Consider the following 21,665-nt stretch of genomic DNA (forward strand, 5'->3'; position numbering starts at 1 on the left):
GGTAATTTATAGCCATCTATAATTTACCTGTTTTGTTTTGCTTTGTTTTTATCCTCTATTTTCTGACTTTTTTCCTAGACTTTAAATTTTTCCTTTACGATCGCTTGACAATCAAGACAGTCGCTACGATTACCACAGGAAATGATCATGCTGTTTTAGCGAAGTATAAAAAAAATCTTAAATAAACAATAAATTTTTACATTGATGATACTATAATTTCAAATGTTTTACCTGGGTAAAACGCCAAGATTGTAAAGTTTTATTGCAGGATTCAACACTTGTGTCAAAAACCATTATGATGATATAATTAAGTCACCTTATTTATTATCTACTTAATATATATACTTGATTAGGAATTGATAACATTTTTTGTATAACGATTCTTTCTGCAATTTCTCTCACAATAGGAACTACTACAGTATTTCCTAATAAATCAAATGCTTTATTAATAGGTAAATTAATCTGATAATCTTCAGGAAAACCAAACAATCTTAACCCCTCTCTCACGGTTAAACATCTTATACCATCCCCATCAACTATTGCTAATTTCTGCATATCTGTCGCTACTAATGTGGGTGCAATGTCTTGAGGATCGAGAATTTTATTAACAGGAAAACTCAATTTTCCCACTACTATATTATAACCTTTGGGTAAATCATATCTATATTCTCGTTTTTTCACTTTGTTACCATTTTTATTCACTACTTCTTGAATATCTTTTGGATGTTCATATTTTAAATAACCTTTATTTGCTAAATCATCTAACATTTCTGCTAGGTTAGCATGAGGATAAAAAGTAGCAATTTCATCTACTGTTAAGGGTATTCCATCCATCCAGTGAATCCCTTTTTTCGCAGACCATATTTTTCTTCTTCTTTGTTTTAACAATAAGTTCAATAATTCCTTTTGTGCTAAACTCACACTTCCTTTTAATTCTAAATCCCAACTGTGAATATTATCTTCTCCTCCTCTTTTATCTCTGATAGATTTCCCATACAGTTGTTCAATAGGATAATTTTGTAGGAGGTTTTTCACAAAATTAGTCTTTAAAGTTGGACAACCTGTGTCTAAAATATCTAATAGTCTAGGTTTAGCATTTTTAGAAAATGTTAAAGAAATAGCATTATTTTTAGTTCCCACTATATACACTCTTTTTCTATCTTGAGGAATACCAAAATTTTGGGCATTTAAAACATTATATTTTACCTGATAACCTAATTTTTCTAATTGATTGATAATAGTTGCTAATGTTCTTCCCTGTTCATGTTGTACTAAACCTTCCACATTTTCTAATAAAAAACCAAAAGGTGATTTATCTTCGAGAATACGTTCAATTTCAAAAAACAGCGTTCCTCTAGTATCTAAAAATCCTTGTCTTGTTCCTGCACTACTAAAAGGTTGACAAGGAAAACCCCCCAGTAAAATATCAAAATCAGGGATTTCCTGAGTTGATATTTCTGTAATATCACCCCAAATTTTATCTTCTTTAAAATTATCTTGATAAACTTTAATTGCTGAGGTTTTTATTTCTGATGTAAAAACACACTCGCTTTTAATTCCTGAATTTTCACACGCTTTTTCTAAACCTAAACGCATTCCTCCAATTCCGGCAAACAAATCAATAAATTTAATAGTCTTTAACATAGAGTTACGAACGTAAAAATATTTGAGATTTTTATCTTATTATTAATTGGATTATTTGTAAATACTTTTTAAGAATTTATTTTGTCATGCTTGACATTCAGCAATAAACATCCCATCTTTATCTTGAAATATCGTAATGATAAATTTCATAATGTTTTTATTTGATTTATCAATTTAATTGTACTGTAAATGTGTTGGGTTGCGCGGTGCTTAACCCAACCTACGTTTTTAAGTTTCTAAACTGTCACACCTTCTAATTGTTCATCACTCAATTCATACAACTGACGCAATTTTTCCAACCTATTACCATCAGCATTCCATAAACCGCGCCCGTGTGCTTCCAACATTCTACTAACAATATTTCTAAAAGCTTCCGGGTTTGCTTTGCGTAACTTTTCCGCCATTTCTGCATCTAAAGCATAAGTATCCGCAGCTTGTTCATAAACCCAATGATCTCGAAAATCAGCAGTTCCACCCCAACCTATTAAAGCCGTCATTCGTTGGGAAATTTCAAAAGCACCACCAGAACCTTGGTTAGCCATTGCTTCCGCCCATTTAGGATTTAATAACTTAGTTCGGTACTCCATTCTTAACAAATCATCTAAATTTCTAGGGGTGGTATCCTTAGAAAAACTTTCCACAAAACTAGCTGTAACTTTTTTCCCGCTTTGTTGTTCAGCCGCTTTTTTTAAACCTCCAGTATTAGCGTAATATTCCTGAATATCAGTTAAACCATATTCAACAGAATCTATTTCTTGAACAATGCGATCGCTCGTTTTTAATAATGTCTGCAAAACCTCCGGCCTAGCTTGTCCTTTATCCTTTCTTCCATAACTAAAAACATTGCGACTTTCCCAAGTTTTACCCAACTCCTCGCCATTTTCCCAATTACCATCAACCACTCTATCATTAACCAAAGAACCAAAATCACCAGAGGGGTTAGAAAACAATCTTGCTGAGGAATTTTCCACACCTTGCGCTTTTAATTCTAAAGCGTGTTTTCTAATAAAATTCTGTTCTTCCGGTTCATCAACTTCCGCAGCACGTCGAAATAAATCATCCAATAATTCAATAATATTCACAAAACTATCACGGAAAATACCAGATAAATTTCCTAACACATCAATGCGCGGATGTCCCACATCAGAAAGAGGTTTTAAATCATATCTTACTATCCTTCCCGTACCCTCCTTAACAGGTTCAGCACCCACCAATTCTAACAGAATACCAAGAGATTCACCCTTAGTTTTAATAGCATCCAAACCCCACAATAAAACCGCCACAGTTTCAGGATATTTCTGATGTTCTGCTAAATGCTGATCAATAATCTTCCGTGCAATTTCCCTACCTCTTTCATAAGCAGCAGGAGAAGGCATTCTATAAGGATCTAAAGCGTGAATATTTCTCCCAGTAGGTAACACACCCGCCCCATCCCTCAACAAATCTCCACCCGGTGCAGGAGGAATAAACTCACCATTTAAACCCCGCAAAAGATTCGTCAACTCATCAGTAGATTGATTCAACAAACTTGTAATTATTTTCTCTTCTTCTTCTCTTCTTTCTTCGAGTCCTTCGCGTCTTTGCGGTTCGTTCTCTTCTCCAAAAAAAGCATCCAAATAACCCTTTAACTCCTCCTCACTTGGCGCTTCACCTAAAGTATGTAAACCAGAAGAAAACAACCGATTTTCTAACACCTGCAAATACTCATATAACTTAATTAAATAATCATCAAAAGCATGACCACTAAACATCCTGACATTTTCCGGCGTAAAAGCAATACCCAATTTTTTCGCATCATCAAAAGGACAATCAACATCCAAACCAGTATCAACAATTTTCTTACAAATACCTTCTTTTAGCACATAATTCTTCTTTGGATCTTCCCGATATTCTGCTATTAAATCCCGTAAACTTACCAACTCCTTATATAAACCCGCCCGTCCATAAGGCGGCACATTATGAGAAATTAAAACCCCATAACCACGACGTTTAGCTAAAATTGATTCTGAAGGATTATTAGCAGCATAGATATATAAATTTGGCAGATTTCCTAACAGAATATCCGACCAAGAATAACCAGTATTTCCTAAAGGTGAACCAGGCAACCATTCCACAGTTCCGTGCATTCCAAAATGGACAATTGCATCAGCTTGAAATTCATTTTGCAACCACTTATAAAAAGCAGCATATTGAGGATGGGGAGTTAAATCTCGCTCAAACATTAACCGCATCGGGTCGCCTTGTATTCCTAAAGGTGGCTGAACACCTATCCAAACATTTCCTAATGTTACACCTCCAAGATGTAATTCATCGCCATAGGTTTTAATTCCTGCACCTGTTAAAGATTTCCATTGTTTTTCAATTTTAGAAGTGCGGAGATATCCTAACCATTTTTCTAATTTTCTAGCATTGACAGTATTAGCATCTGTGGGGAAAGGTTTATCTTTTTCCCAGGTTTCCATTTCTTCATCTATTGCTTTTACTTGTTTAATTAATTCCTCTCCATCTTCAGGAATTTTCCCTACTGTATAACCTTGTTCTTTAAGTGCATGAAGTAATTTAATTAAACTGCGAGGAACATTTAATAAAGCAGCAGTTCCTACAGCACCATAACCAGGAGGAAAACCATATAAAATTATGGCAATTTTTCTTTCTGATGCTAATTTTTGACGTAAAGAAACCCAATTTTTAACTCTATCAATTAACCTTTGTACTCTTTCTGGAACTAAATAAATATCTTCACCAACTAAACCACCTAAAGGTATAGTATCAATTGCCCCATCTAATTCAGGAAGTGCATATAAAACTACACTTTGTAAACCGCCAATTCCTTGACGAGTCCATGAATGAATATCTTGAATTAATAAAGGTGCAGCGACAATATAGGGAATATTTTTAGCAGTTAAAATGCGTTTTGCAACTTCTATTTGTCTTCCTGCTTCCATTGAACCCGCAGGTCCACCAACTAAAGGAAACCCAATTGTAGAAATGATCGCATCAACTTTGACTGCTGCTGAAGAAAGGGAAGGAGTTTCAATATTTCCTTGTTGTCTTTGTTGGGTTTCATAGTCGGTTGTCATCCAGTCACGCACAGCAACATGACCTTCAACTCCGTTAATAAAAATTGGTAAAGGTATTAAACCCGAATCTTCAAATTTTCTGATTAATTGGGGGATATAATTCTGTTTTGTAATGACGTGCTTTCTATAAAGTAAAATTCCGATAACTGGGGACTGGTGACTGGGGACTGGTGACTGGGTAATTTTATTCTTTTCTTTCTCCTGACTCCTGACTCCTGACTCCTGACTCCTTTTTTCATACCACTCCAAATATGCTTTTGGTGATGTAAAATACCCTGGATAGTCGGGATGTAATAAACCCATGTTGGGGGTTTCGATAGGTGCAGGAATATCACCGACTTGTAAATCTAAGTATTTTTCCGCAAGTGTCCAAAATAAAGCTGCTACATTTTCCGTTCCTCCTGCGTTCCAGTAACCGTAGATAATGAGCCAGTTTCGGAGGTCTTGGACTTTTTGTACTGGTACGAATTTTAATAGTTTTGGTCCAATTTTTAAGAAACTTATATAACCTGCGAGTTTGTCTTCTTCTTTACCATTACTGAATTTATCGAGTATGAATTTAACAGGTTTAGGCATTCCTTTAGGTTTATCACCGATAGAAAACGCGCCTATTTGGGTTAAACTCATTAATTCTAATGCTGATTCAAAAATAAGCCGGATGGGAATGTTAGCAATATGTTCTCTTAACCATAAAACTTGGTCATAATCGAAAATTAAACTGCCAAAAAATACATCAGCACCTTGAAGTGCGGCTTGTACCTCGTCTGGGTTGGTGGTAATATTGCGATCGCTAAAAACGCGAATATCTAACTCAGGACAGCGAGAAACAGCCAAAAAAGCCGCTTTTCGGTACAAATCAGCGTTAAACGATTCAAAACCAGCAATTAAGACAATACGTTTCATGTCACTCAGTTACGAAATCTTTCTTTACTTTGATCTTAAACATTGTTGCGGACTAATGGGGGAATATCTACCTAAAGAGTAGAATATCTCATTTGCCTATTGAAACTGAAGTTAAGATGGATTTACCTTTTTTCACTGTATTGGGAAATTTACAAGTTACATTGTGATTACATAAATATCTAGTTGCTGTCGATTTTGAGCAATTATAATATGTGATATCATAATTCTGGTTTTTGACTAGAAAAAATCCCAAACAAGCCCATTTTCTTAATTAAATCTTTTCTGTTGAAAGTACGTTGAGGATACACCATGAAATTTGGAATTGATATGGGACATAATTGTCCTCCAGATACGGGAGTAAGAGGTATTAAATTTGAAGATAACTTAACTATGGACGTGGGAAATAAAGTTATAGCTAAGTTAAAAAGCTTAGGTCATGAAGCAATATCTTGTACACCAAATAGTGCCAGATCAGTTAGTCAATCTCTGGGTAGACGTTGTGATATAGCTAATAGAAACAAAGTTGATGTTTTTGTTTCTATTCATTTTAATGTCTTTAATGGGCAAGCTAATGGAACAGAAGTATTTGCTATGAGTGATGCTGGGAGAAAAATCGCCCAACCAGTATTAGATGAAATTATCAAGTTAGGATTTTTTAATCGCGGTGTCAAGAATGGTTCTCACCTGTACGTGATTAGAAATACAAATATGCCAGGTATTCTCATAGAATGTTGCTTTATTGATTCCGCGAAAGATATGCAACTTTATGATGGGGAAGCAATGGCCAATGCTATTGTTACAGGGTTAACTGGTAAAGTGGTATCTTCTCCTGTAAACATAGTAGGAGATGAGGAACAAAATACAGATACCTCTGTTCTCAGATTGCAACAAACTTTAAATCGACTGCAAATAACTGATAGAAATAATAGGCGTTTGGATGAGGATAATATTATTGGACCTGCCACAACTTCTGCTGTAGAGAAGTTTCAAAGAATTGTGGGAATTATTCCCAGTGGAATGGCAACTAGCACTACATGGAATGCCATTAATCAGATATTATCAAAACGATTAGTGCAAGGAAATCAAACCACCGGACCAGTAATGAGATATATACAACATCGTGTAGGTACTGTTGCAGATGGTATTTATGGTCGCAATACAGAAGCGGCAATTAAGAGATTTCAACAGCAAAATGGTTTAACTGCTGATGGTATTATTGGTCCTGCAACTTGGCAGAAATTAATAGGTTAATGAACAATTGATAGTTGATAGTTGATAATTAATAATTAATAATTATCAATTATCAATTATCAATTATCAATTGATAAAGATGGCAATATTGTTAGATATAAATTCTGTCTCGTTTCTGGTTTTAAATATTGCTGTTGTAGTGGTTGCCACTGCTGCCATAATTGGTAACGATTTACAGCTAATAAAGTTATTAGACCACTTATTTGCTCGTTAATTTCTGACTTAAAGATATTTTCCAGCCACTCATTTAAAACCATGCTATCTTGCAGCATTCCCAAAATTTCTTGGATACTTTTTACCTGTGAAATATGTGTGGTAAAAGCTTCACCGTATAAATCAGTAAATAATTCCATTTGATAGCGAACTCTTTTAGCTTGTTTTCGCAAATCATGAAGAATTTTCCCTTGATTTTTCAGATTTTTTTCTAACTCTTCCGGTGTCCAGTTGCTTTGTACAACTACTTCTGAGTTTACAACTTGAGTACCAACCATCCATCCTGGATGCAATAATAATTTACTGACTTCAGGTAACAGTAAATCTGGTAGCACTTGCTGAATTGGCAAATCTGCTAATGGTTGATAACTAGGCTTTTCTAACCATTGTTGAAAATGATTTTTCAAAGATTTATAAGTTTCATCTTTCAATATTTTTTGCACCTGGGAAAAAGCAACTTCCCGTTGTTTGGCTAAAGTAGAAAAAGCTATCTCTAAAGATGCTTGTTCCTTTGGAAGTAAATGTGGTTTATAATTATTTTCCAGTATCTCTTTTAAGACATCCAAATCTCGGAGATTTCCTAGTATTCTGGCAATTTTACCAATATTTTTATCGCTGGCTGATTTGGGTAAATTTAAACATAGCTCAAACCGACTAACTGCTGTACGTAAACGACGCATTCCCACACGCATTTGGTGTAGTGCTTCTGGATTTTCGTCTTTTTTAACTGATTTTTCCCATTTTATGGTTTTGTGAAAGTGTTTTTCGATTGCTTGATATGCACAATTTCCTAGACTTTTGACTGTGGGTGTTGTGGCTAAGTTCATAGGTTATATCAATTCACTATCTCATCATATTTTTGCATCATAGCAGTAGCGAAAAATTGAAATCTATTATTTTATAGACTTTTTAACAACATTGGCTGCTAGTTATTTGATATGTAATTATTCAGATAATCTCATTTTTAAAGATTTTAAAGATTGGTAGAAATAGCCTGTACCGGACAAGTGGGAATACATTGTTCACAAACAATACAACGCGATCGCGTAAATGTAAGTTGATATGTATCTGGGTTGAGAGAAAGAGCTTCCGTTGGACAAACTCCAGTACACAAACCACAGTCAACGCATAGATCATCATCAATGACAATTTCACCTAAATTATGGGAAACACTGATGTGTTGCGATCGCATCCACTCAATAGCTGCATCTAGTTGATCAATATCCCCCAATAATTCCACTACCAGTTTACCAATTTGATTAGGGGCCACCTGAGCGCGGATAATATTCGCCGCAACATTAAAATCTTTTGCCAGTCGGTAAGTGACAGGCATTTGAATTGCACGTTTAGGAAAAGTCAGGGTGACTCGTTTTTTCATGGGTAAAAAACTAAGTTTTGCTAAACTAGATGATGAAACTGCTTAATAAGTCTTAATAAATAAATTATGAGTACAGATGCACCATTTAATGCTCCTACCAAGCCTGAATCTACATTGGGCAAGCGTTTGAGAAACTTCCTCATTGTTATTGTAGCGATCGCCCTGAGTGCTGCCCTATTTTTAGGACTGCAAACCCAGACAACCTCAGTTTCTCTCACCGAACTAGATGCTGCATCCACACCCTTAGAAGTTGCAGTTAGCAATAATAAACCCAGTTTAGTAGAATTTTATGCAGATTGGTGTACAGTCTGCCAAAAAATGGCACCCGACATAGCCGAACTCAAACAACAATATGCAGACAAATTAAACTTTGTCATGCTGAATGTAGATAATAACAAATGGTTGCCAGAAATGCTCAAATATCGAGTAGATGGTATTCCTCACTTTGTATTTTTGGGTAAACAAGGAGAAAGTATAGCCGAAGCTATTGGTGACATACCCCGTTCCATCATGGCCAGCAACTTAGAAGCTTTGGTAAATGGTTCTCCCCTACCCTACGCGCAAATGAGTGGTAAAACTTCCAAATTTTCCGCCCCAGTATCAACAAATAGTCAAGATGATCCCCGCAGTCATGGAGGGTAACTGGGGACTGGGTAATAGGTAATTGATAATGGGTAATTGGTAATTGATAATTACTTATTACTCATTACTTTTTTGATCTAAAATGCCGCTTTCAACCATTAATTTTGGCCAGATTAATAAAAAGAAACCCATCCAACTTAATACAGGGATAGCAACAATAATTGTCAACCATATAAGTTTGAGTATTAACCAACTACCGCCAATTAATGTGATACCTGTGAGGATAATTGACCAAGGTTGACACCACCAAGGTTTATAATTCCAAGGATTGATAGTTTGTTTTTCATTCATCCTAGTAAATCCATAGTTAAGAAATTGGATTTTATTTAAAACAATTAATAGTATCAATATTTAGTATAATACTAAAAGGTAAATTTAGCAAATAAATCAAAGATACAATATGATTGGGGTTGCAATTGTTGGTACTGGTTTTGGTCAAAAAGTACATATTCCCGCATTTCAAGCACATCACAAAACCCAAATAACTGCGGTTTATCATCGAGATATCAACAAAGCAAAAATCATTGCAGAAAATAATAATGTTCCTCATTTTAGTGATAACTTCACTGAAATTATCAATTTACCAGAAGTAGACGCTGTGAGTATTTCCACACCGCCATTTTTACATTATAAAATGGGGAAACAGGTATTAGAAGCTGGTAAACATCTGTTATTAGAAAAACCTGTAACTTTAAACGCAAATGAAGCTAAAGAATTATATCAATTAGCCAAAACTAAAAATGTCATTGCCACAGTAGATTTTGAATTTCGCTTTATTCCTGCATGGCAATATTTTCAGCAGTTGTTAAATACAAATTATGTGGGAAATATTCGGTTAATAAAAATTGACTGGTTAGGTTCTTCTCGTGCTGATACATCCCGTCCTTATAATTGGTATTCTCGTAAAGATCAAGGTGGTGGGGTATTGGGTTCTTTAGGTTCTCATGCTTTTGATTATATTAACTGGTTATTTGGACCAGTTAGGAAATTAAATGCTTATTTTAATACAGCTATTTCCCAAAGAATTGATCCTGTAAATGGGGAATTAAAAGCAGTAAATACAGATGATAATTGTTTGATATCTTTGGAATTAACAAATGGTATACCATGTCAAATTGCTATTAGTGCAGTAGTTCATGCACCCCGACCCCATTGGATAGAAGTTTATGGAGATAAAGGAACATTAGTTTTAGGAAGTGAAGAACAAAAAGATTATATTCACGGGTTTAAAGTTTGGGGTTCTCAAGTTGGGGGAAGTTTAACAGAAATGGAAATTCCTCAACAATTATTATTTCCTCAACATTATGCTGATGGTCGAATTTGTTCATTTTTAAGAGTTGTAGATCAATGGGTGACAGGAATTGAAACTCAAAAGGAGATTATACCATCTTTAAAAGAAGGGGTTTATTCTCAATTATTGATGGATTTATCTCATCAATCACATGATTCTAGAATGTGGGTAGATGTTCCAAGTTTAGGAGAGTTTTTAGCTGAATAGTTAACTGTAGTGAGGAATTTATTCCTCCTTTGAGGACTGAAGTCCTCACTACGAAAATAATAATAGATAGTAATCAATCGGATGCTCGCCGCAGATGACCTTTAGCTTTTAAAGATCACGTTTGAGAGGTCTGCTCCAACGCATTGTTAGGCTTCTGTCTTTGGGCAATTTGCATGAGCAGCCGGAGTGCTTCATTAACCGCTTCACTTGTTGGAAATGCTTGAGCAACATCAGGATCGAGTAACACTACATTCGTTCCTGCCTTGTAGCGTTCGACATATTTCCCTCTAACACCACCCTGCATCTTGCTAAAGTCATACTCAGGTCTTAAGTCGTCTTCTAGTTCGTGGTTACTCTCCATCTTCATAAAACCTCCTTTCATTTCGGGTTGCCTCTCGCGCGCTAATAATCCGAACTCGATTTACTCGATCTGTATGAGGGACTATCAAGATACGATTGGTACTTGATAATCCAATGATAACGTAACGCTCCTCGCCAAAAGAGTGATCTGGGTCAGGAAATGTCACAGATAAAGGATCGTTAAAAACAGTAGATGCTTCCTTGAATGAAACACCATGCTTTTTCAAGTTTGAGTTCGCTTTGTCTGGATTCCATTCAAACTGCATCTAAACAATACTTAGTTACTATAATTCAAAATCTGAGTTTAGCATTAAAAAAGTGCATTACATTACATTTCATTGAGCCACCCAATCGGCGATCGCCTTAAAATTTAAAATTTATCGCAATATGCCCACAGAAACTTACACTAATAGCGATCGCTCTAGAAAATACTCTAGAAAATACTCTAAAAAATGCTTAATACACATACACCAACAATGATAATAATACAACCTAAGAATCTATGTTTAATATTTTTTTCATGAAAGAGGAAATAGCCATATCCTACAGTCATCAATAAACTGCTTTGTTTTACCGCCACGGAATTTGCTGCTACTGTAGATGCGATCGCCATCACATGACACCACATATCAAGTGCTTTTAAGCTACCTAATAAAACCAATTTATAGAAATTACTTTTTAACTTAGAAAACCAATTAGGAGAGCATAAAATTACAATAGGCAAAGTCATTATAGCTGTACAAAAATAGAGAGAAGCTGAGAAAAATAATGGCGAGGAATTTGTTGCCCCAATTTTATCAAAAGAAGTAGTTAAAGCCCAGAGAAAAGCTACTATTAACATTAATTGAGAAGATTGGGTAGTCATCAAAGATTTTAACGGTGCGAGATAATTGTTCTCCTTGGGCTTTATATTTAAAAAATATGCACCAAAACAGATTAATAAAATACCTATAAGTTGTGATTTTGCAGGAAACTCATTGAGAATTAAAGGAGAAGCGATCGCTAAAAATAACGGCGAAAATCCCATTAACGGTATAGTTAAAGATATATCTCCAAAACGCAACGCCCTCATATATAAAATGCCGCCAATAGTAGATAGAGTAGCATCAGCTAACAAAGCCCACCAAAAATCTTTCCCGATGGTAGGTATTGGGTTAGGTGATAATAACAACCAAGGAATATAAATAATTAGAGTAAATGCCCTTAGCGCCCAGGCAACTAAATACTCATCTAAGGGTTGATTGCCTTTATTTGTCACAACTTTACTAAAGACATCTCGCAGAGATTCAAAGGTAGCCGCCGCCAGTGAGAAGTATAGCCAAGTCATAGATTCAGTAAATGTAGGGTGTGTTAACGTCAGCGTAACTTTCCAACAACCTCTTAGGGTTTGCTGAGAAAGTCTTTTTGTGGGAATGGGGAATAGGTAATAATGGGGAAACATAAAATTAATTACCCAATCACCAATCACCAATTATGCAAGTAATACCAGCAATTGATTTATTAGAAGGTCGTTGTGTACGCCTATATAAAGGCGACTATGCACAATCGCAAGTATACAGCGAAAACCCCGCCGAAACTGCGAAAATGTGGGTAGACCAAGGTGCAACAAGATTACACTTAGTTGACTTAGATGGGGCAAAAGCTGGTAAAATCGTTAACCTAGCAGCCATTGAAGCCATCTGTAATGTAGTCTCAGTACCCATTGAAGTTGGTGGAGGTTTACGCGATCGCTCTAGTGTTGTACAATTATTTAATCTTGGTGTGCAATGGGGTATCCTGGGAACTGTAGCAGTCGAACAACCCCAGCTAGTCCAAGAACTTTGTCAAGAATTTCCCCAACAGATTATAGTTGGCATAGATGCCCGTAATGGTTTAGTTGCTACACGCGGTTGGTTAGAAACCTCGGAAGTTTTAGCTACCCAACTCGCTACCCAAATGCAAGAATTAGGTGCAGCAGCTATCATCTACACCGACATCAACCGTGATGGTACATTACAAGGACCGAATTTAGACGCATTACGAGAACTCGCAGCAGCAATTTCTATACCCGTCATCGCTTCTGGTGGTGTTAGTTCTGTTACCGATTTGTTAAGTTTATTATCTTTAGAACCCCAAGGAGTCACAGGTGTAATTGTGGGTAAAGCTTTGTATACTGGGGATATCTTGTTAAATGAAGCTTTAAAAGCCATTGGTCCTGGACGTATTCAAGATATTCCACCCAATTTGGACTTTTCTAGCTTTGCTTAAATAGGTGACATCAGTAATATCTCTGATAGATTTCGGGAATAATAGATATTGCTGATGTAGATAAAATCGGCACTAAATAAATATTACAGATAAATCTCATGTCTAACCAAAACAGTAATTCCAATCAAAATAACCAAAAAGCGCAAACAAATAATAAAGCCAAAAGTAAAAGACCACAACCACCAAAAGGACTAGGAAAACCAAAGACAGAATAGATTAATTGATAATTGATAATTGATAATTGATAATTATCAATTATTTATTATTTATTATTGATGGTTCTGCATTACATATTATGCTAAATTGCGTTTATCAAAACGATGAACCCCTTGCCACGCAATAAATACTGGCATTATTTAGGGCTTGCTGATAGCGTAGCGTGGCGTTAGCCATATAAATCTGAAAACTTTACAGGTAAAGGGTTTTAGCTATTTTGACTTGTACTGAGCGACTTGTACTGAGCGACTTGTACTGAGCGACTTGTACTGAGCGCAGTCGAAGTAAGTCGAAGTAAGCCGAAGTGCTTTCAAAAAGTGCAAGCTTGTATGAGGTGGCAACTGAAAAACCTTGCATTTAATTCCTACTTAAAGAAAAAATCGTTCCTATCCAACTTATGACTTACGCAAGATGTGACTGAAAACCTTATTCTTGCCTAGGGGTAATTCATGAATTACCCCTACTTTCGTTCCCTTTTGCGTAAGTCCTGCAACTCTTGAAACTGTCACCTGTCACTGGTCTTTCACAGATAACTTTTTCAGCAAACCCAATACCCCGAATTCTAGTCGAGGGAATGTCAATTAACCAGAATAAATCACCAAAGTGGTTGAAAATACTTGTTCATTGCGAGGAAATGTGATTTATGATATATTTGAGTTGTGATATTCAATACAATCAGCCCAAAATAGCTACTCTGCAATCAATGTAGATGATGAGTAGTTAAGCAATTATCAAGACGAGTACAGTCTCAAAACCTTGTGCTATCAATGTATACCACTGAATTAACTAAATATTCTGCTAAAGCGGAACTTGGACAAACTAGCCGCATTCTAGTAGTAGAAGATGAAGAACTCATCCGAGAAATGCTAGTTATGGCTTTGGAAGAAGAAGGTTATGAAGTCATCACTGCTAATGATGGCCGATCTGCTGTAGAGTATCTCAGAAATTGCGGATTCAATTCAGAAGAATCTGCTTTTGATTTGGTAATTTTAGACTTGATGCTACCGCAAATTAATGGATTAGATATTTGCAGGTTATTGCGTCATCAAGGTAACTCAGTACCTATTTTGATTCTCAGTGCTAAGGGTAGTGAAACTGACCGAGTTCTGGGTTTAGAAGTAGGAGCAGATGACTATTTAACCAAGCCATTTAGTATGCGGGAACTGGTGGCTAGATGTCGCGCCCTGCTCCGTCGGCAACGTTTAAGTAATTTACCATCAATACCCGTACTCAAGTATAAAGATATTAGTTTAAATCCTCAAGAATGCCGGGTGTTGGTGCGGGGAAAAGAGGTAAATTTATCACCAAAAGAATTCCGCTTGCTGGAACTATTTATGAGTTATGCTCGTCGAGTATGGTCACGGGAGCAATTGTTAGATCAGGTATGGGGACCTGATTTTCTAGGTGATAGCAAAACAGTAGATGTGCATATCCGCTGGTTACGGGAAAAGTTAGAGCAAGATCCCAGCCATCCAGAGTATATTGTGACTGTGAGAGGTTTTGGCTATCGTTTTGGCTAATTGGTGCATATAGTTGTTAGTTTTGAGTAATTAAATAGCAACTAACGACTCAAATGTTCTTATTGGGATTTCTTCTGGGTTTGGCAGTCGGCCTTGGTTTTTGGCTTTGGCAACAGTTTCAACTCAATAGTTATTTGGAGCGAGTGATCCAGCCTTTAAACTCCCATTCTTATAAAATAGCATTGCCTGTACTCCCCCGCTTACGGCAGGAAATGTCAATGGTGAAGCAACAGCAACAAGATTTGCAGTTGTCATTGCAAACCTACAAAGAACTGCTTGATTCTGCACCTTTAGGATATTTGCAAGTAGATGAGGAAAATCAACTATTATGGTGTAATCAGCAAGCACGGGAAATATTGCATCTGCAAAGGTGGCAACCTGGACAGGTGCGCTTATTGTTAGAGTTGGTAAGGTCTTATGAACTTGATCAATTAATTGAGCAAACCCGTGATTGGCAAAAACCGCAGGTGCGAGAATGGATTTTTCACCCTTCCCGTGATCATGCTAAAGCTATGTTAGAGTTAAAGCCTTTGGCTTTGGAGGCTACCAGTTTACCTTTACCAGCAGGACAGGTAGGTGTATTCTTAGAAAATCGCCAACCATTGCTAGATATGAATCAGCAGCGCGATCGCTCTTTTTCTGATCTCGCTCATGAACTGAGAACACCCCTCACTTCTATTCGTCTGGTAGCAGAAACCCTGCAAAGCCGTTTAGATCCGCCCTTGAATCGTTGGGTGAAGCGTTTGATGCAGGAAGTTGACCGGTTGATTAATTTGGTGCAAAGTTGGTTAGAACTAACACAAATGGAAACTAACTCCACCATGTTGTTACATCTGGAAACGGTGGAAGTGCGATCGCTGATTTTCTCAGTGTGGGAAAATTTAGAGCCATTAGCGCAATATCACAATCTTAATCTTTCTTATTCCGGTTTAGAAAGCATCAGCATCCAAGCTGATAAATCCCGCATTCACCAAGTATTTGTCAATTTATTAGATAACTGTATTAAATACACCCTCCCTCACACTAATATTCACATTGAAGTTAACGTGATTTCTGTGAGTGAATTTATGATGAACGATCATCAATCTCAACTATTGGAAATTAATATCATTGATTCTGGTCTTGGTTTTGCGCCTATAGATTTACCCCACGTCTTTGATCGATTTTACCGAGGAGACAAAGCCAGACACCATGAGCCTGAAAGTAGTGAAACCGCAATTACTGGTAGTGGTTTAGGTTTGTCCATCGTCCGCCAGATTATCATAGCCCACGGTGGCACAATCAAGGCCATGAACCATCCCGAAACCGGTGGTGCTTGGATACAAATTCACCTGCCTCAAGTCATGGCAAACCCACTAAGTGAAGACTATAGTTAAGAATATATAAAATTTTGAGATTAAAGATGTGAAAGCTGTTTTTTATAATCCCAACTTTGAACGACCTGAACCTGAACGCAGCATTAGGCGTTTAGAGCGCGATATATTGCGTATGGGAGCTTTGGTAGAACAATCATTTCGCCTGAGCCATCAAGCTTTATTTAATCGCGATTTAACCGCAGCTGAGAAACTTCCCCGATTAGATAAAAAAATTGACCACTTTTATAGACAAATAGAATCAGATTGTACATCCATGATGACACTGCAAGCACCTACACCTCAAGAGTTACGTTGTTTTAGTGCCTTTATGCAATTAGTACGAGACTTAGAACGTATTGGAGATTATGCCAAGGATTTAGCGGAAATAGCCATTAAAATATTTCCTTATCCACCTCATCCTTGTTTAACAGAGATTGCGCTGATGTCTGACCAAGCCCAAGCAATGTTAGCAACTAGTTTAGTAGCTTTAGCAGATTTAGATGAAGTCAGTGGTCGGCGTATCAAATTTTTGGATGATGCTGTAGATAGTGCTTATGAAAATTTATATCGGATGTTAGCATCCCAGCGAGATGTTCCAGGGATTATTGAGCCAATTCTACTATTAACACTAGCAATTCGCTGTTTAGAGCGAATGGCAGATCACGCTACTAATATTGGACAACGAGTTGCATATATTGTCACAGGACAACGGTAGGCAGGAGGTAGGAGGCAGGGGAGATGGGGAAGAAAATTTTAGATTTTAGAAATGCACAGTTTTTCCAATCTATTCTTCAAAACCCTTGCACTAATTTCTTTCTTTATTAGCCTGTAGCCGATACAAAAAAGCTAACTAATGCTAACAAAAGTCGGCTTTTTCTTCCTGTTTCACCCTAGCAGTGTCGGCACTATCTAGTCCACAGGCTAACACGATCAATCTGACCGCTTCTTGTTTTAAATTAATCGCAGCGTTTAAATCTCTGTCAATCTCAAAGCCACAACTATCACATTTAAACACTCTTTGAGATAATGAGAGTGATGATTTCTTTTCTCCACAACCCCTCAGTCTTGCTACTCGGATAATATCTATCCACAATTACTAACTTACTACCATACAGTTGTGTTTTATATTCTAGCTGCCTTCTGAATTGATAAAAGCCCATATCGGCTATAGCTTTTGATAATTTCCCATTTGCTAACATCCCAGATACATTCAAATCTTCTATCCCTATCACCGCGTGGTTTTTGCTGATATGGGTGGTGATTTTGTGTAATGTATCTTTTCTGATATTGGCTATTTTTTGGTGTAATCTCGCTATTTTGATTTGGGCTTTTCTATAATTATTTGAACCTACTTTTTTATGACGGTTCAAATATTGCATTCTTGCTAACTTTTTCTCATACTTTTTATAACTTTTTACTCCATCAAATACTTCTCCTGTTGATAATATTGCTAGATGATTTATTCCTAAATCAACTCCTACAAACTCCTGATTTTTCTGGGTTTGAGTCGTTTCTATTTCTATTTTCCAAGAGATAAACCATTTATCAGCCTGTTTACTGATGGTGACAGATTTCGGTTTATATCCAGTCGGAAGAATTTCATAAGTTTTTATCCAACCAATTACGGGTACTTTTACCTTTCTGTAGTCAATTTTTATGACACCATCTAAGGTAAAAGAATCATCTCTCCCTTTTTTCTTAAACTTAGGAAACCCTTTACTTTTTTTGAAGAAAGATTTAAAAGCATCTGACAAATATCTTAATGAGTATTGAGGGGCGCATTTAGATACTTCATAATACCAAGGATGGGTAGATTTAATGGCTGCTACTAACCATTTGTGTAAATCTATGGCTGTGGGAAATTTGATTTTTTCTTCTGGTTGCAGTTTGTTATGTAATAATACCTGTTGACAAAGTGCTAACCCTTGATTCCAAGCGTGTCTGGCTACTCCTGCGTGTTGCGCCAGTAGTAGTCGTTGTTGCTTGTTAACTTTGAGTTGGGTTTTGAATCCTAGTAGCATACAGTGATTTTACTGTAATTCTGTCACAAAGCAAAAGATGACAGGAAATTTTCAGTAAATGTGAGTATTTGTTAGTATTGGTTAAGAAAACAGTAACTAGCTACTAACCCTTGATATATCTTGCTTTTTACCTGTAAAGTTTTCATATTTATTCAGCAAACCCTAAATAACATACATTTCACTAAAAGCTTACCTATTCTTAAACTTTTAATATTACAGTCAATGCAAGATAGCGTAAAAATATCTTCCATCTAAAATCTATTAACCCAAGTTGCTAGTTAGGAATAGGAGTCAGGAGTCAGGAGAAAGAATGAATTATAATGGTGTTCCCTGCTTTTTTGCTGTCTACGTATCCTTCTTACTTTGATTTGAGAGCCTTTCTTGCAGAACTAGCAACTTACGTTATTTAAATTTATACCTATTATACCCATCTAACTAAAAATGATGTTTTCCACAACTGAAACCCTCATCTACCCTAAAAACAAACATTTAAACCAACAAATATTTACTCGTCGGTCAATAATTCCAGTCAGCAATGATGTATTGTGGCGTATTGATCGAGGGTTAGTTCGTACCTTGACTTGGAATGAAGATGGAACATATATCACCTTGGGTTATTGGAGTTTAGGAGATATAGTTGGCTATCCTTTGTCAAAAGTCAACCCCTACCATATTGAGTGTTTGACCAGTGTAGAAGCGACTTTGATACCGCCCCATCTCTGGCATGAAGAGATAAAGGCATTATTGCACTACATTCAGCAAACAGAGGAACTTTTAAGCATATTACATCGTAAGCCAACTTCTCTAAAGTTGTGGAAATTTTTGGTGTGGTTGAGTGAAAAATTTGGTCGGGATATAGAACAGGGTAAGTTGATTGATTTAAATCTTACACATCAAGAGATATCAGAGGTGTTGAACACAACGAGAGTCACAGTTACACGACTATTGCAGAAATTTGAGGAAGAAGGAAAAATATCACGTCATAGACGCAGTGTTGTGCTGAATTTACAGACCCAATTAACCAGTATTTCTTCCAAAAATTAACTTAAAATATTAATTTGAGACTTGTGCTGGATACCATAAATAATATATAGTGAATACAAAGAATTTTATGTGTAAATGCCCTGAAAACTTCGGGTATTTTATCATAATCATCAAAATTCCTTAGGTGTGAGTGAAAGTAAAAACATGACAAAACTATTTTGGAATGTTCTAAAAGTTAGTCCAGTTATTGCAGCTACCTTGCTGTCTGCTAACAGTGCCTTAGCAAACGAAGTCAATCAACAAGCAACCAGTGTTGCACAGTTATCTCAAGAAGCTAATAGCATCGGTCAAGTAACATCCGTTTCTCAATTTTCCGACGTGCAACCCACTGACTGGGCGTTTCAATCTTTGCAGTCATTAGTTGAGCGTTACGGTTGTGTTGCAGGTTATCCTAATGGTACTTTCCGCGGTAATCGTGCTTTGAGTCGGTATGAATTTGCAGCAGGTTTGAATGCTTGCTTAGACCGAGTTAACGAATTGATTGCTACAGCTACCGCTGATATGGTAAGCAAGGAAGATTTAGCTACCTTGCAACGATTACAAGAAGAGTTTTCTGCTGAACTAGCAACTCTGCGTGGTCGTGTAGATGCTTTAGAAGCTCGTACTGCTGAGTTAGAAGCTAATCAGTTTTCTACTACTACCAAGCTGAGAGGGGAAGCGATTTTCAGTGTGTCTCAGGCTTTTGGGGATAAACAAGCTGATCAAGACAACAACCCCAATAACAATCCTAATTTAGACAGCAACATAACTTTCTCCAACCGGGTGCGGTTGAGTTTAGAAAGCAGCTTCATGGGTACTGATGTGTTGCAAACCCGTTTACAGGCTGCCAATATTGGTCAGAATGATACTGAAACCAATACTAATATGACTCGCTTGGGTTATGACACCACCAGTACCAATAACAGTGTTTCTGTCGACAAACTCAACTACGCTTTCAACTTTGGTGAAAAAATCCGTGTCAGGATTGACGCTGTTGGTGGGGAGTTGAACGAAAACGTGAACGTTTTCAACCCTGACTTCAGAAGCAGTGGTACAGGTGCGCTATCCCGTTATGGACGTTTCAGCCCCATCTATCGCCTAGCTGGTGATGGTGCAGGTATCACTGTTAACGTTAATCCTCAAGGACCATTGACTTTAAGTGCAGCTTATTTTGCTAGAGGTAGAAATCAGGCTGCTGATCCTGCTATTGGCGAAGGTTTGTTTGATGGTAGTAGCACTATTTTTGGTCAGTTAGCATTCAAGCCAAATAAAGCCTTAAATCTAGGTTTCACCTATGCTCAATCTTATCAGACTGCTGGTGATGTAAACTTATTGGGTGGCACAGGTAGTGCAGCAGTAAATAACAATCCTGCTGTTCCTGTTGAATCTAACAACTACGGCTTACAGTTTACCTTTAACCCCAGTGCTAAAATTACATTAGGCGGCTGGGCTGGTTACACAACTGCTAATACTGTCACTGGTCCTGCTCAAAGTGCAGATATTTGGTACTGGGCAGCGACATTAGGGTTGAAAGATTTGGGTAGAGAAGGTAACACTTTGGGTATAATATTTGGTCAACCTCCTAAAGTTACTGGTCGCGAAGTTGCTGGTACATCAGTAAATGGAGAACCTAGCACTTCTTACCATTTAGAAGGTTTGTATAAGATGAAGGTTTCCGATAACATTCTGATTACTCCTGGTTTGTTGGTGATCTTCAATCCTGAACACAACGATAAGAATGACACCATTTATGTAGGTACTTTGCGTACTACCTTCAGCTTCTAAGTTGAGTTAGTTGTGATGTAGGCGTTTGATTAAACCTACAAATTTTAACCCGCCTCAGGGCGGGTTTTTGTTTGGGAAATTGTCAGAATCAGGATTTCCAGGATTAAAGGATGAACAGGATTAAAACTAGGATTTTCTCACCTGTTACCAAATTACCCATAGAACTTACCTTTGGTAACTAGCCGTAGGTAGGTGATCGCCTCAACTAAGCCACGGTTTTTACTGATTTAATACCCTGGCTGCATTTTTGAACCAACAACCAACGGTCAGAATCTTGATCTAATGCTGGTTTGAGACGGAAATTAAATACTTCTTCCCATACTTCTAGACCATACTGACGTACAAAATCAGCTTCTAAAATTTTGAATTGTTGCCAGTTGCGATCGCTAATTGCATTCAGCATAGGAACAATAGTATTTATAGGCACTTGAGTAGCTGTTTCACTCATTTGGGTAATCCTCAAAAATACAGATTATTGGCAGGGGTTCATCTTCTGTGTTGATAATCTCGACTAATCGCTTACCTTTGC

At 36.9% G+C, this 21,665-nt stretch carries 20 protein-coding genes; 9 read left to right on the forward strand and 11 right to left on the reverse strand.

The features are described 5' to 3' along the window. Nucleotides 1-324: 324 nt before the first annotated feature. A complete protein-coding gene (gene dcm / locus H6F45_RS17765) occupies nucleotides 325-1,644 on the reverse strand; it encodes a DNA (cytosine-5-)-methyltransferase (protein WP_190347966.1) in 1,320 nt (439 codons plus the stop codon). A 236-nt stretch (nucleotides 1,645-1,880) separates the two neighbouring features. After that, a complete protein-coding gene (gene bchH / locus H6F45_RS17770) occupies nucleotides 1,881-5,627 on the reverse strand; it encodes a magnesium chelatase subunit H (RefSeq protein WP_190347967.1) in 3,747 nt (1,248 codons plus the stop codon). A gap of 309 nt (nucleotides 5,628-5,936) precedes the next feature. Between bchH and H6F45_RS17775 the strand changes: the two genes are divergently transcribed. Further along, nucleotides 5,937-6,878, forward strand: a complete 942-nt coding sequence (locus H6F45_RS17775) for an N-acetylmuramoyl-L-alanine amidase (RefSeq protein WP_137666407.1) — start codon at nucleotides 5,937-5,939, stop codon at nucleotides 6,876-6,878. Nucleotides 6,879-6,937: 59 nt separating this feature from the next. Here the strand turns inward: H6F45_RS17775 and H6F45_RS17780 are convergent, their stop codons facing one another. After that, the gene (locus H6F45_RS17780) at nucleotides 6,938-7,918 is read right to left on the reverse strand and encodes a CHAD domain-containing protein (protein ID WP_137666406.1); all 981 of its coding nucleotides are present in this window, start codon (nucleotides 7,916-7,918) and stop codon (nucleotides 6,938-6,940) included. 146 nt (nucleotides 7,919-8,064) lie between these two features. Continuing rightward, nucleotides 8,065-8,469, reverse strand: a complete 405-nt coding sequence (locus H6F45_RS17785; protein ID WP_096571997.1) for an NIL domain-containing protein — start codon at nucleotides 8,467-8,469, stop codon at nucleotides 8,065-8,067. A 66-nt stretch (nucleotides 8,470-8,535) separates the two neighbouring features. Between H6F45_RS17785 and H6F45_RS17790 the strand changes: the two genes are divergently transcribed. Then, entirely contained in the window at nucleotides 8,536-9,111 is a 576-nt protein-coding gene (locus tag H6F45_RS17790) for a thioredoxin family protein (protein ID WP_096571998.1), read from the forward strand. A 57-nt stretch (nucleotides 9,112-9,168) separates the two neighbouring features. On the opposite strand, the gene H6F45_RS17795 is transcribed toward H6F45_RS17790, so the two are convergent. Continuing rightward, nucleotides 9,169-9,402: a DUF6737 family protein gene (locus H6F45_RS17795; protein ID WP_137666404.1), complete on the reverse strand. Its 234-nt coding sequence runs from the start codon at nucleotides 9,400-9,402 to the stop codon at nucleotides 9,169-9,171. 109 nt (nucleotides 9,403-9,511) lie between these two features. Here H6F45_RS17795 and H6F45_RS17800 point away from each other — a divergent pair, with 109 nt between their 5' ends. Beyond that, nucleotides 9,512-10,609, forward strand: coding sequence for a Gfo/Idh/MocA family oxidoreductase (locus tag H6F45_RS17800; protein WP_190347968.1), 1,098 nt, complete (start codon nucleotides 9,512-9,514; stop codon nucleotides 10,607-10,609). Nucleotides 10,610-10,724: 115 nt separating this feature from the next. Here H6F45_RS17800 and H6F45_RS17805 read toward each other — a convergent pair whose 3' ends face one another. The 3 genes from H6F45_RS17805 to H6F45_RS17815 all read right to left on the reverse strand — a co-directional run bounded on the left by H6F45_RS17805 (nucleotide 10,725) and on the right by H6F45_RS17815 (nucleotide 12,437). Further along, nucleotides 10,725-10,976 (reverse strand): hypothetical protein, encoded by a 252-nt coding sequence (locus tag H6F45_RS17805; protein WP_190347993.1) that lies wholly within the window; start codon nucleotides 10,974-10,976, stop codon nucleotides 10,725-10,727. After that, the gene (locus tag H6F45_RS17810; protein ID WP_096572002.1) at nucleotides 10,960-11,235 is read right to left on the reverse strand and encodes a BrnT family toxin; all 276 of its coding nucleotides are present in this window, start codon (nucleotides 11,233-11,235) and stop codon (nucleotides 10,960-10,962) included. The genes H6F45_RS17805 and H6F45_RS17810 overlap by 17 nt, the downstream gene beginning before the upstream one ends. A 179-nt stretch (nucleotides 11,236-11,414) precedes the next feature. Next, entirely contained in the window at nucleotides 11,415-12,437 is a 1,023-nt protein-coding gene (locus H6F45_RS17815) for a DMT family transporter (RefSeq protein WP_096572003.1), read from the reverse strand. Nucleotides 12,438-12,442: 5 nt separating this feature from the next. On the opposite strand from H6F45_RS17815, the gene hisA reads away from it, so the two are divergent. The 4 genes from hisA to phoU all read left to right on the forward strand — a co-directional run bounded on the left by hisA (nucleotide 12,443) and on the right by phoU (nucleotide 17,022). Continuing rightward, nucleotides 12,443-13,216 (forward strand): 1-(5-phosphoribosyl)-5-[(5-phosphoribosylamino)methylideneamino]imidazole-4-carboxamide isomerase, encoded by a 774-nt coding sequence (gene hisA / locus H6F45_RS17820; RefSeq protein ID WP_187040865.1) that lies wholly within the window; start codon nucleotides 12,443-12,445, stop codon nucleotides 13,214-13,216. Between the two features lie 983 nt (nucleotides 13,217-14,199). After that, a complete protein-coding gene (locus H6F45_RS17825; RefSeq protein WP_190347970.1) occupies nucleotides 14,200-14,952 on the forward strand; it encodes a response regulator transcription factor in 753 nt (250 codons plus the stop codon). Between the two features lie 53 nt (nucleotides 14,953-15,005). After that, nucleotides 15,006-16,328 carry a PAS domain-containing sensor histidine kinase gene (locus tag H6F45_RS17830; RefSeq protein ID WP_137666397.1) on the forward strand — a complete coding sequence of 441 codons (1,323 nt, stop codon included), beginning with the start codon at nucleotides 15,006-15,008 and terminating at the stop codon, nucleotides 16,326-16,328. A gap of 28 nt (nucleotides 16,329-16,356) precedes the next feature. Next, entirely contained in the window at nucleotides 16,357-17,022 is a 666-nt protein-coding gene (gene phoU, locus H6F45_RS17835; protein WP_190347971.1) for a phosphate signaling complex protein PhoU, read from the forward strand. Nucleotides 17,023-17,163: 141 nt separating this feature from the next. Here the strand turns inward: phoU and H6F45_RS26640 are convergent, their stop codons facing one another. After that, entirely contained in the window at nucleotides 17,164-17,322 is a 159-nt protein-coding gene (locus H6F45_RS26640) for a zinc ribbon domain-containing protein (RefSeq protein ID WP_347237747.1), read from the reverse strand. After that, nucleotides 17,315-18,328, reverse strand: coding sequence for a transposase (locus H6F45_RS17840; RefSeq protein ID WP_242052659.1), 1,014 nt, complete (start codon nucleotides 18,326-18,328; stop codon nucleotides 17,315-17,317). Before H6F45_RS17840 ends, H6F45_RS26640 begins: the two co-directional genes overlap by 8 nt. Before the next feature lie 441 nt (nucleotides 18,329-18,769). Between H6F45_RS17840 and H6F45_RS17845 the strand changes: the two genes are divergently transcribed. Both H6F45_RS17845 and H6F45_RS17850 read left to right on the forward strand, forming a co-directional pair. Then, the gene (locus H6F45_RS17845) at nucleotides 18,770-19,372 is read left to right on the forward strand and encodes a Crp/Fnr family transcriptional regulator (RefSeq protein WP_096572008.1); all 603 of its coding nucleotides are present in this window, start codon (nucleotides 18,770-18,772) and stop codon (nucleotides 19,370-19,372) included. Between the two features lie 144 nt (nucleotides 19,373-19,516). Further along, the gene (locus tag H6F45_RS17850) at nucleotides 19,517-21,136 is read left to right on the forward strand and encodes an iron uptake porin (RefSeq protein WP_190347972.1); all 1,620 of its coding nucleotides are present in this window, start codon (nucleotides 19,517-19,519) and stop codon (nucleotides 21,134-21,136) included. A gap of 205 nt (nucleotides 21,137-21,341) precedes the next feature. Here H6F45_RS17850 and H6F45_RS17855 read toward each other — a convergent pair whose 3' ends face one another. Then, on the reverse strand, nucleotides 21,342-21,584 hold the full coding sequence (locus H6F45_RS17855) for a hypothetical protein (RefSeq protein WP_190347973.1): 243 nt from the start codon (nucleotides 21,582-21,584) through the stop codon (nucleotides 21,342-21,344). Nucleotides 21,585-21,665 lie beyond the last annotated feature (81 nt).

The sequence above is a fragment of the Sphaerospermopsis sp. FACHB-1194 genome, assembly GCF_014696235.1.
GTDB classification, from domain to species: Bacteria; Cyanobacteriota; Cyanobacteriia; order Cyanobacteriales; family Nostocaceae; genus Sphaerospermopsis; species Sphaerospermopsis kisseleviana.

What these genes read in the sequence shown, in the direction of transcription:
- H6F45_RS17845 (WP_096572008.1), top strand. Translation starts at nt 18,770, where the DNA reads ATGATGTTTTCCACAACTGAAACCCTCATCTACCCTAAAAACAAACAT.
- H6F45_RS17825 (WP_190347970.1), top strand. Translation starts at nt 14,200, where the DNA reads ATGTATACCACTGAATTAACTAAATATTCTGCTAAAGCGGAACTTGGA.
- H6F45_RS17790 (WP_096571998.1), top strand. Translation starts at nt 8,536, where the DNA reads ATGAGTACAGATGCACCATTTAATGCTCCTACCAAGCCTGAATCTACA.
- hisA (WP_187040865.1), top strand. Translation starts at nt 12,443, where the DNA reads ATGCAAGTAATACCAGCAATTGATTTATTAGAAGGTCGTTGTGTACGC.
- H6F45_RS17840 (WP_242052659.1), bottom strand. Translation starts at nt 18,328, where the DNA reads ATGCTACTAGGATTCAAAACCCAACTCAAAGTTAACAAGCAACAACGA.
- H6F45_RS17795 (WP_137666404.1), bottom strand. Translation starts at nt 9,402, where the DNA reads ATGAATGAAAAACAAACTATCAATCCTTGGAATTATAAACCTTGGTGG.
- H6F45_RS17855 (WP_190347973.1), bottom strand. Translation starts at nt 21,584, where the DNA reads ATGAGTGAAACAGCTACTCAAGTGCCTATAAATACTATTGTTCCTATG.
- H6F45_RS17780 (WP_137666406.1), bottom strand. Translation starts at nt 7,918, where the DNA reads ATGAACTTAGCCACAACACCCACAGTCAAAAGTCTAGGAAATTGTGCA.
- H6F45_RS17805 (WP_190347993.1), bottom strand. Translation starts at nt 10,976, where the DNA reads ATGAAGATGGAGAGTAACCACGAACTAGAAGACGACTTAAGACCTGAG.
- bchH (WP_190347967.1), bottom strand. Translation starts at nt 5,627, where the DNA reads ATGAAACGTATTGTCTTAATTGCTGGTTTTGAATCGTTTAACGCTGAT.
- H6F45_RS17850 (WP_190347972.1), top strand. Translation starts at nt 19,517, where the DNA reads ATGACAAAACTATTTTGGAATGTTCTAAAAGTTAGTCCAGTTATTGCA.
- dcm (WP_190347966.1), bottom strand. Translation starts at nt 1,644, where the DNA reads ATGTTAAAGACTATTAAATTTATTGATTTGTTTGCCGGAATTGGAGGA.
- H6F45_RS17775 (WP_137666407.1), top strand. Translation starts at nt 5,937, where the DNA reads ATGAAATTTGGAATTGATATGGGACATAATTGTCCTCCAGATACGGGA.
- H6F45_RS17830 (WP_137666397.1), top strand. Translation starts at nt 15,006, where the DNA reads ATGTTCTTATTGGGATTTCTTCTGGGTTTGGCAGTCGGCCTTGGTTTT.
- H6F45_RS17785 (WP_096571997.1), bottom strand. Translation starts at nt 8,469, where the DNA reads ATGAAAAAACGAGTCACCCTGACTTTTCCTAAACGTGCAATTCAAATG.
- H6F45_RS17800 (WP_190347968.1), top strand. Translation starts at nt 9,512, where the DNA reads ATGATTGGGGTTGCAATTGTTGGTACTGGTTTTGGTCAAAAAGTACAT.
- H6F45_RS17810 (WP_096572002.1), bottom strand. Translation starts at nt 11,235, where the DNA reads ATGCAGTTTGAATGGAATCCAGACAAAGCGAACTCAAACTTGAAAAAG.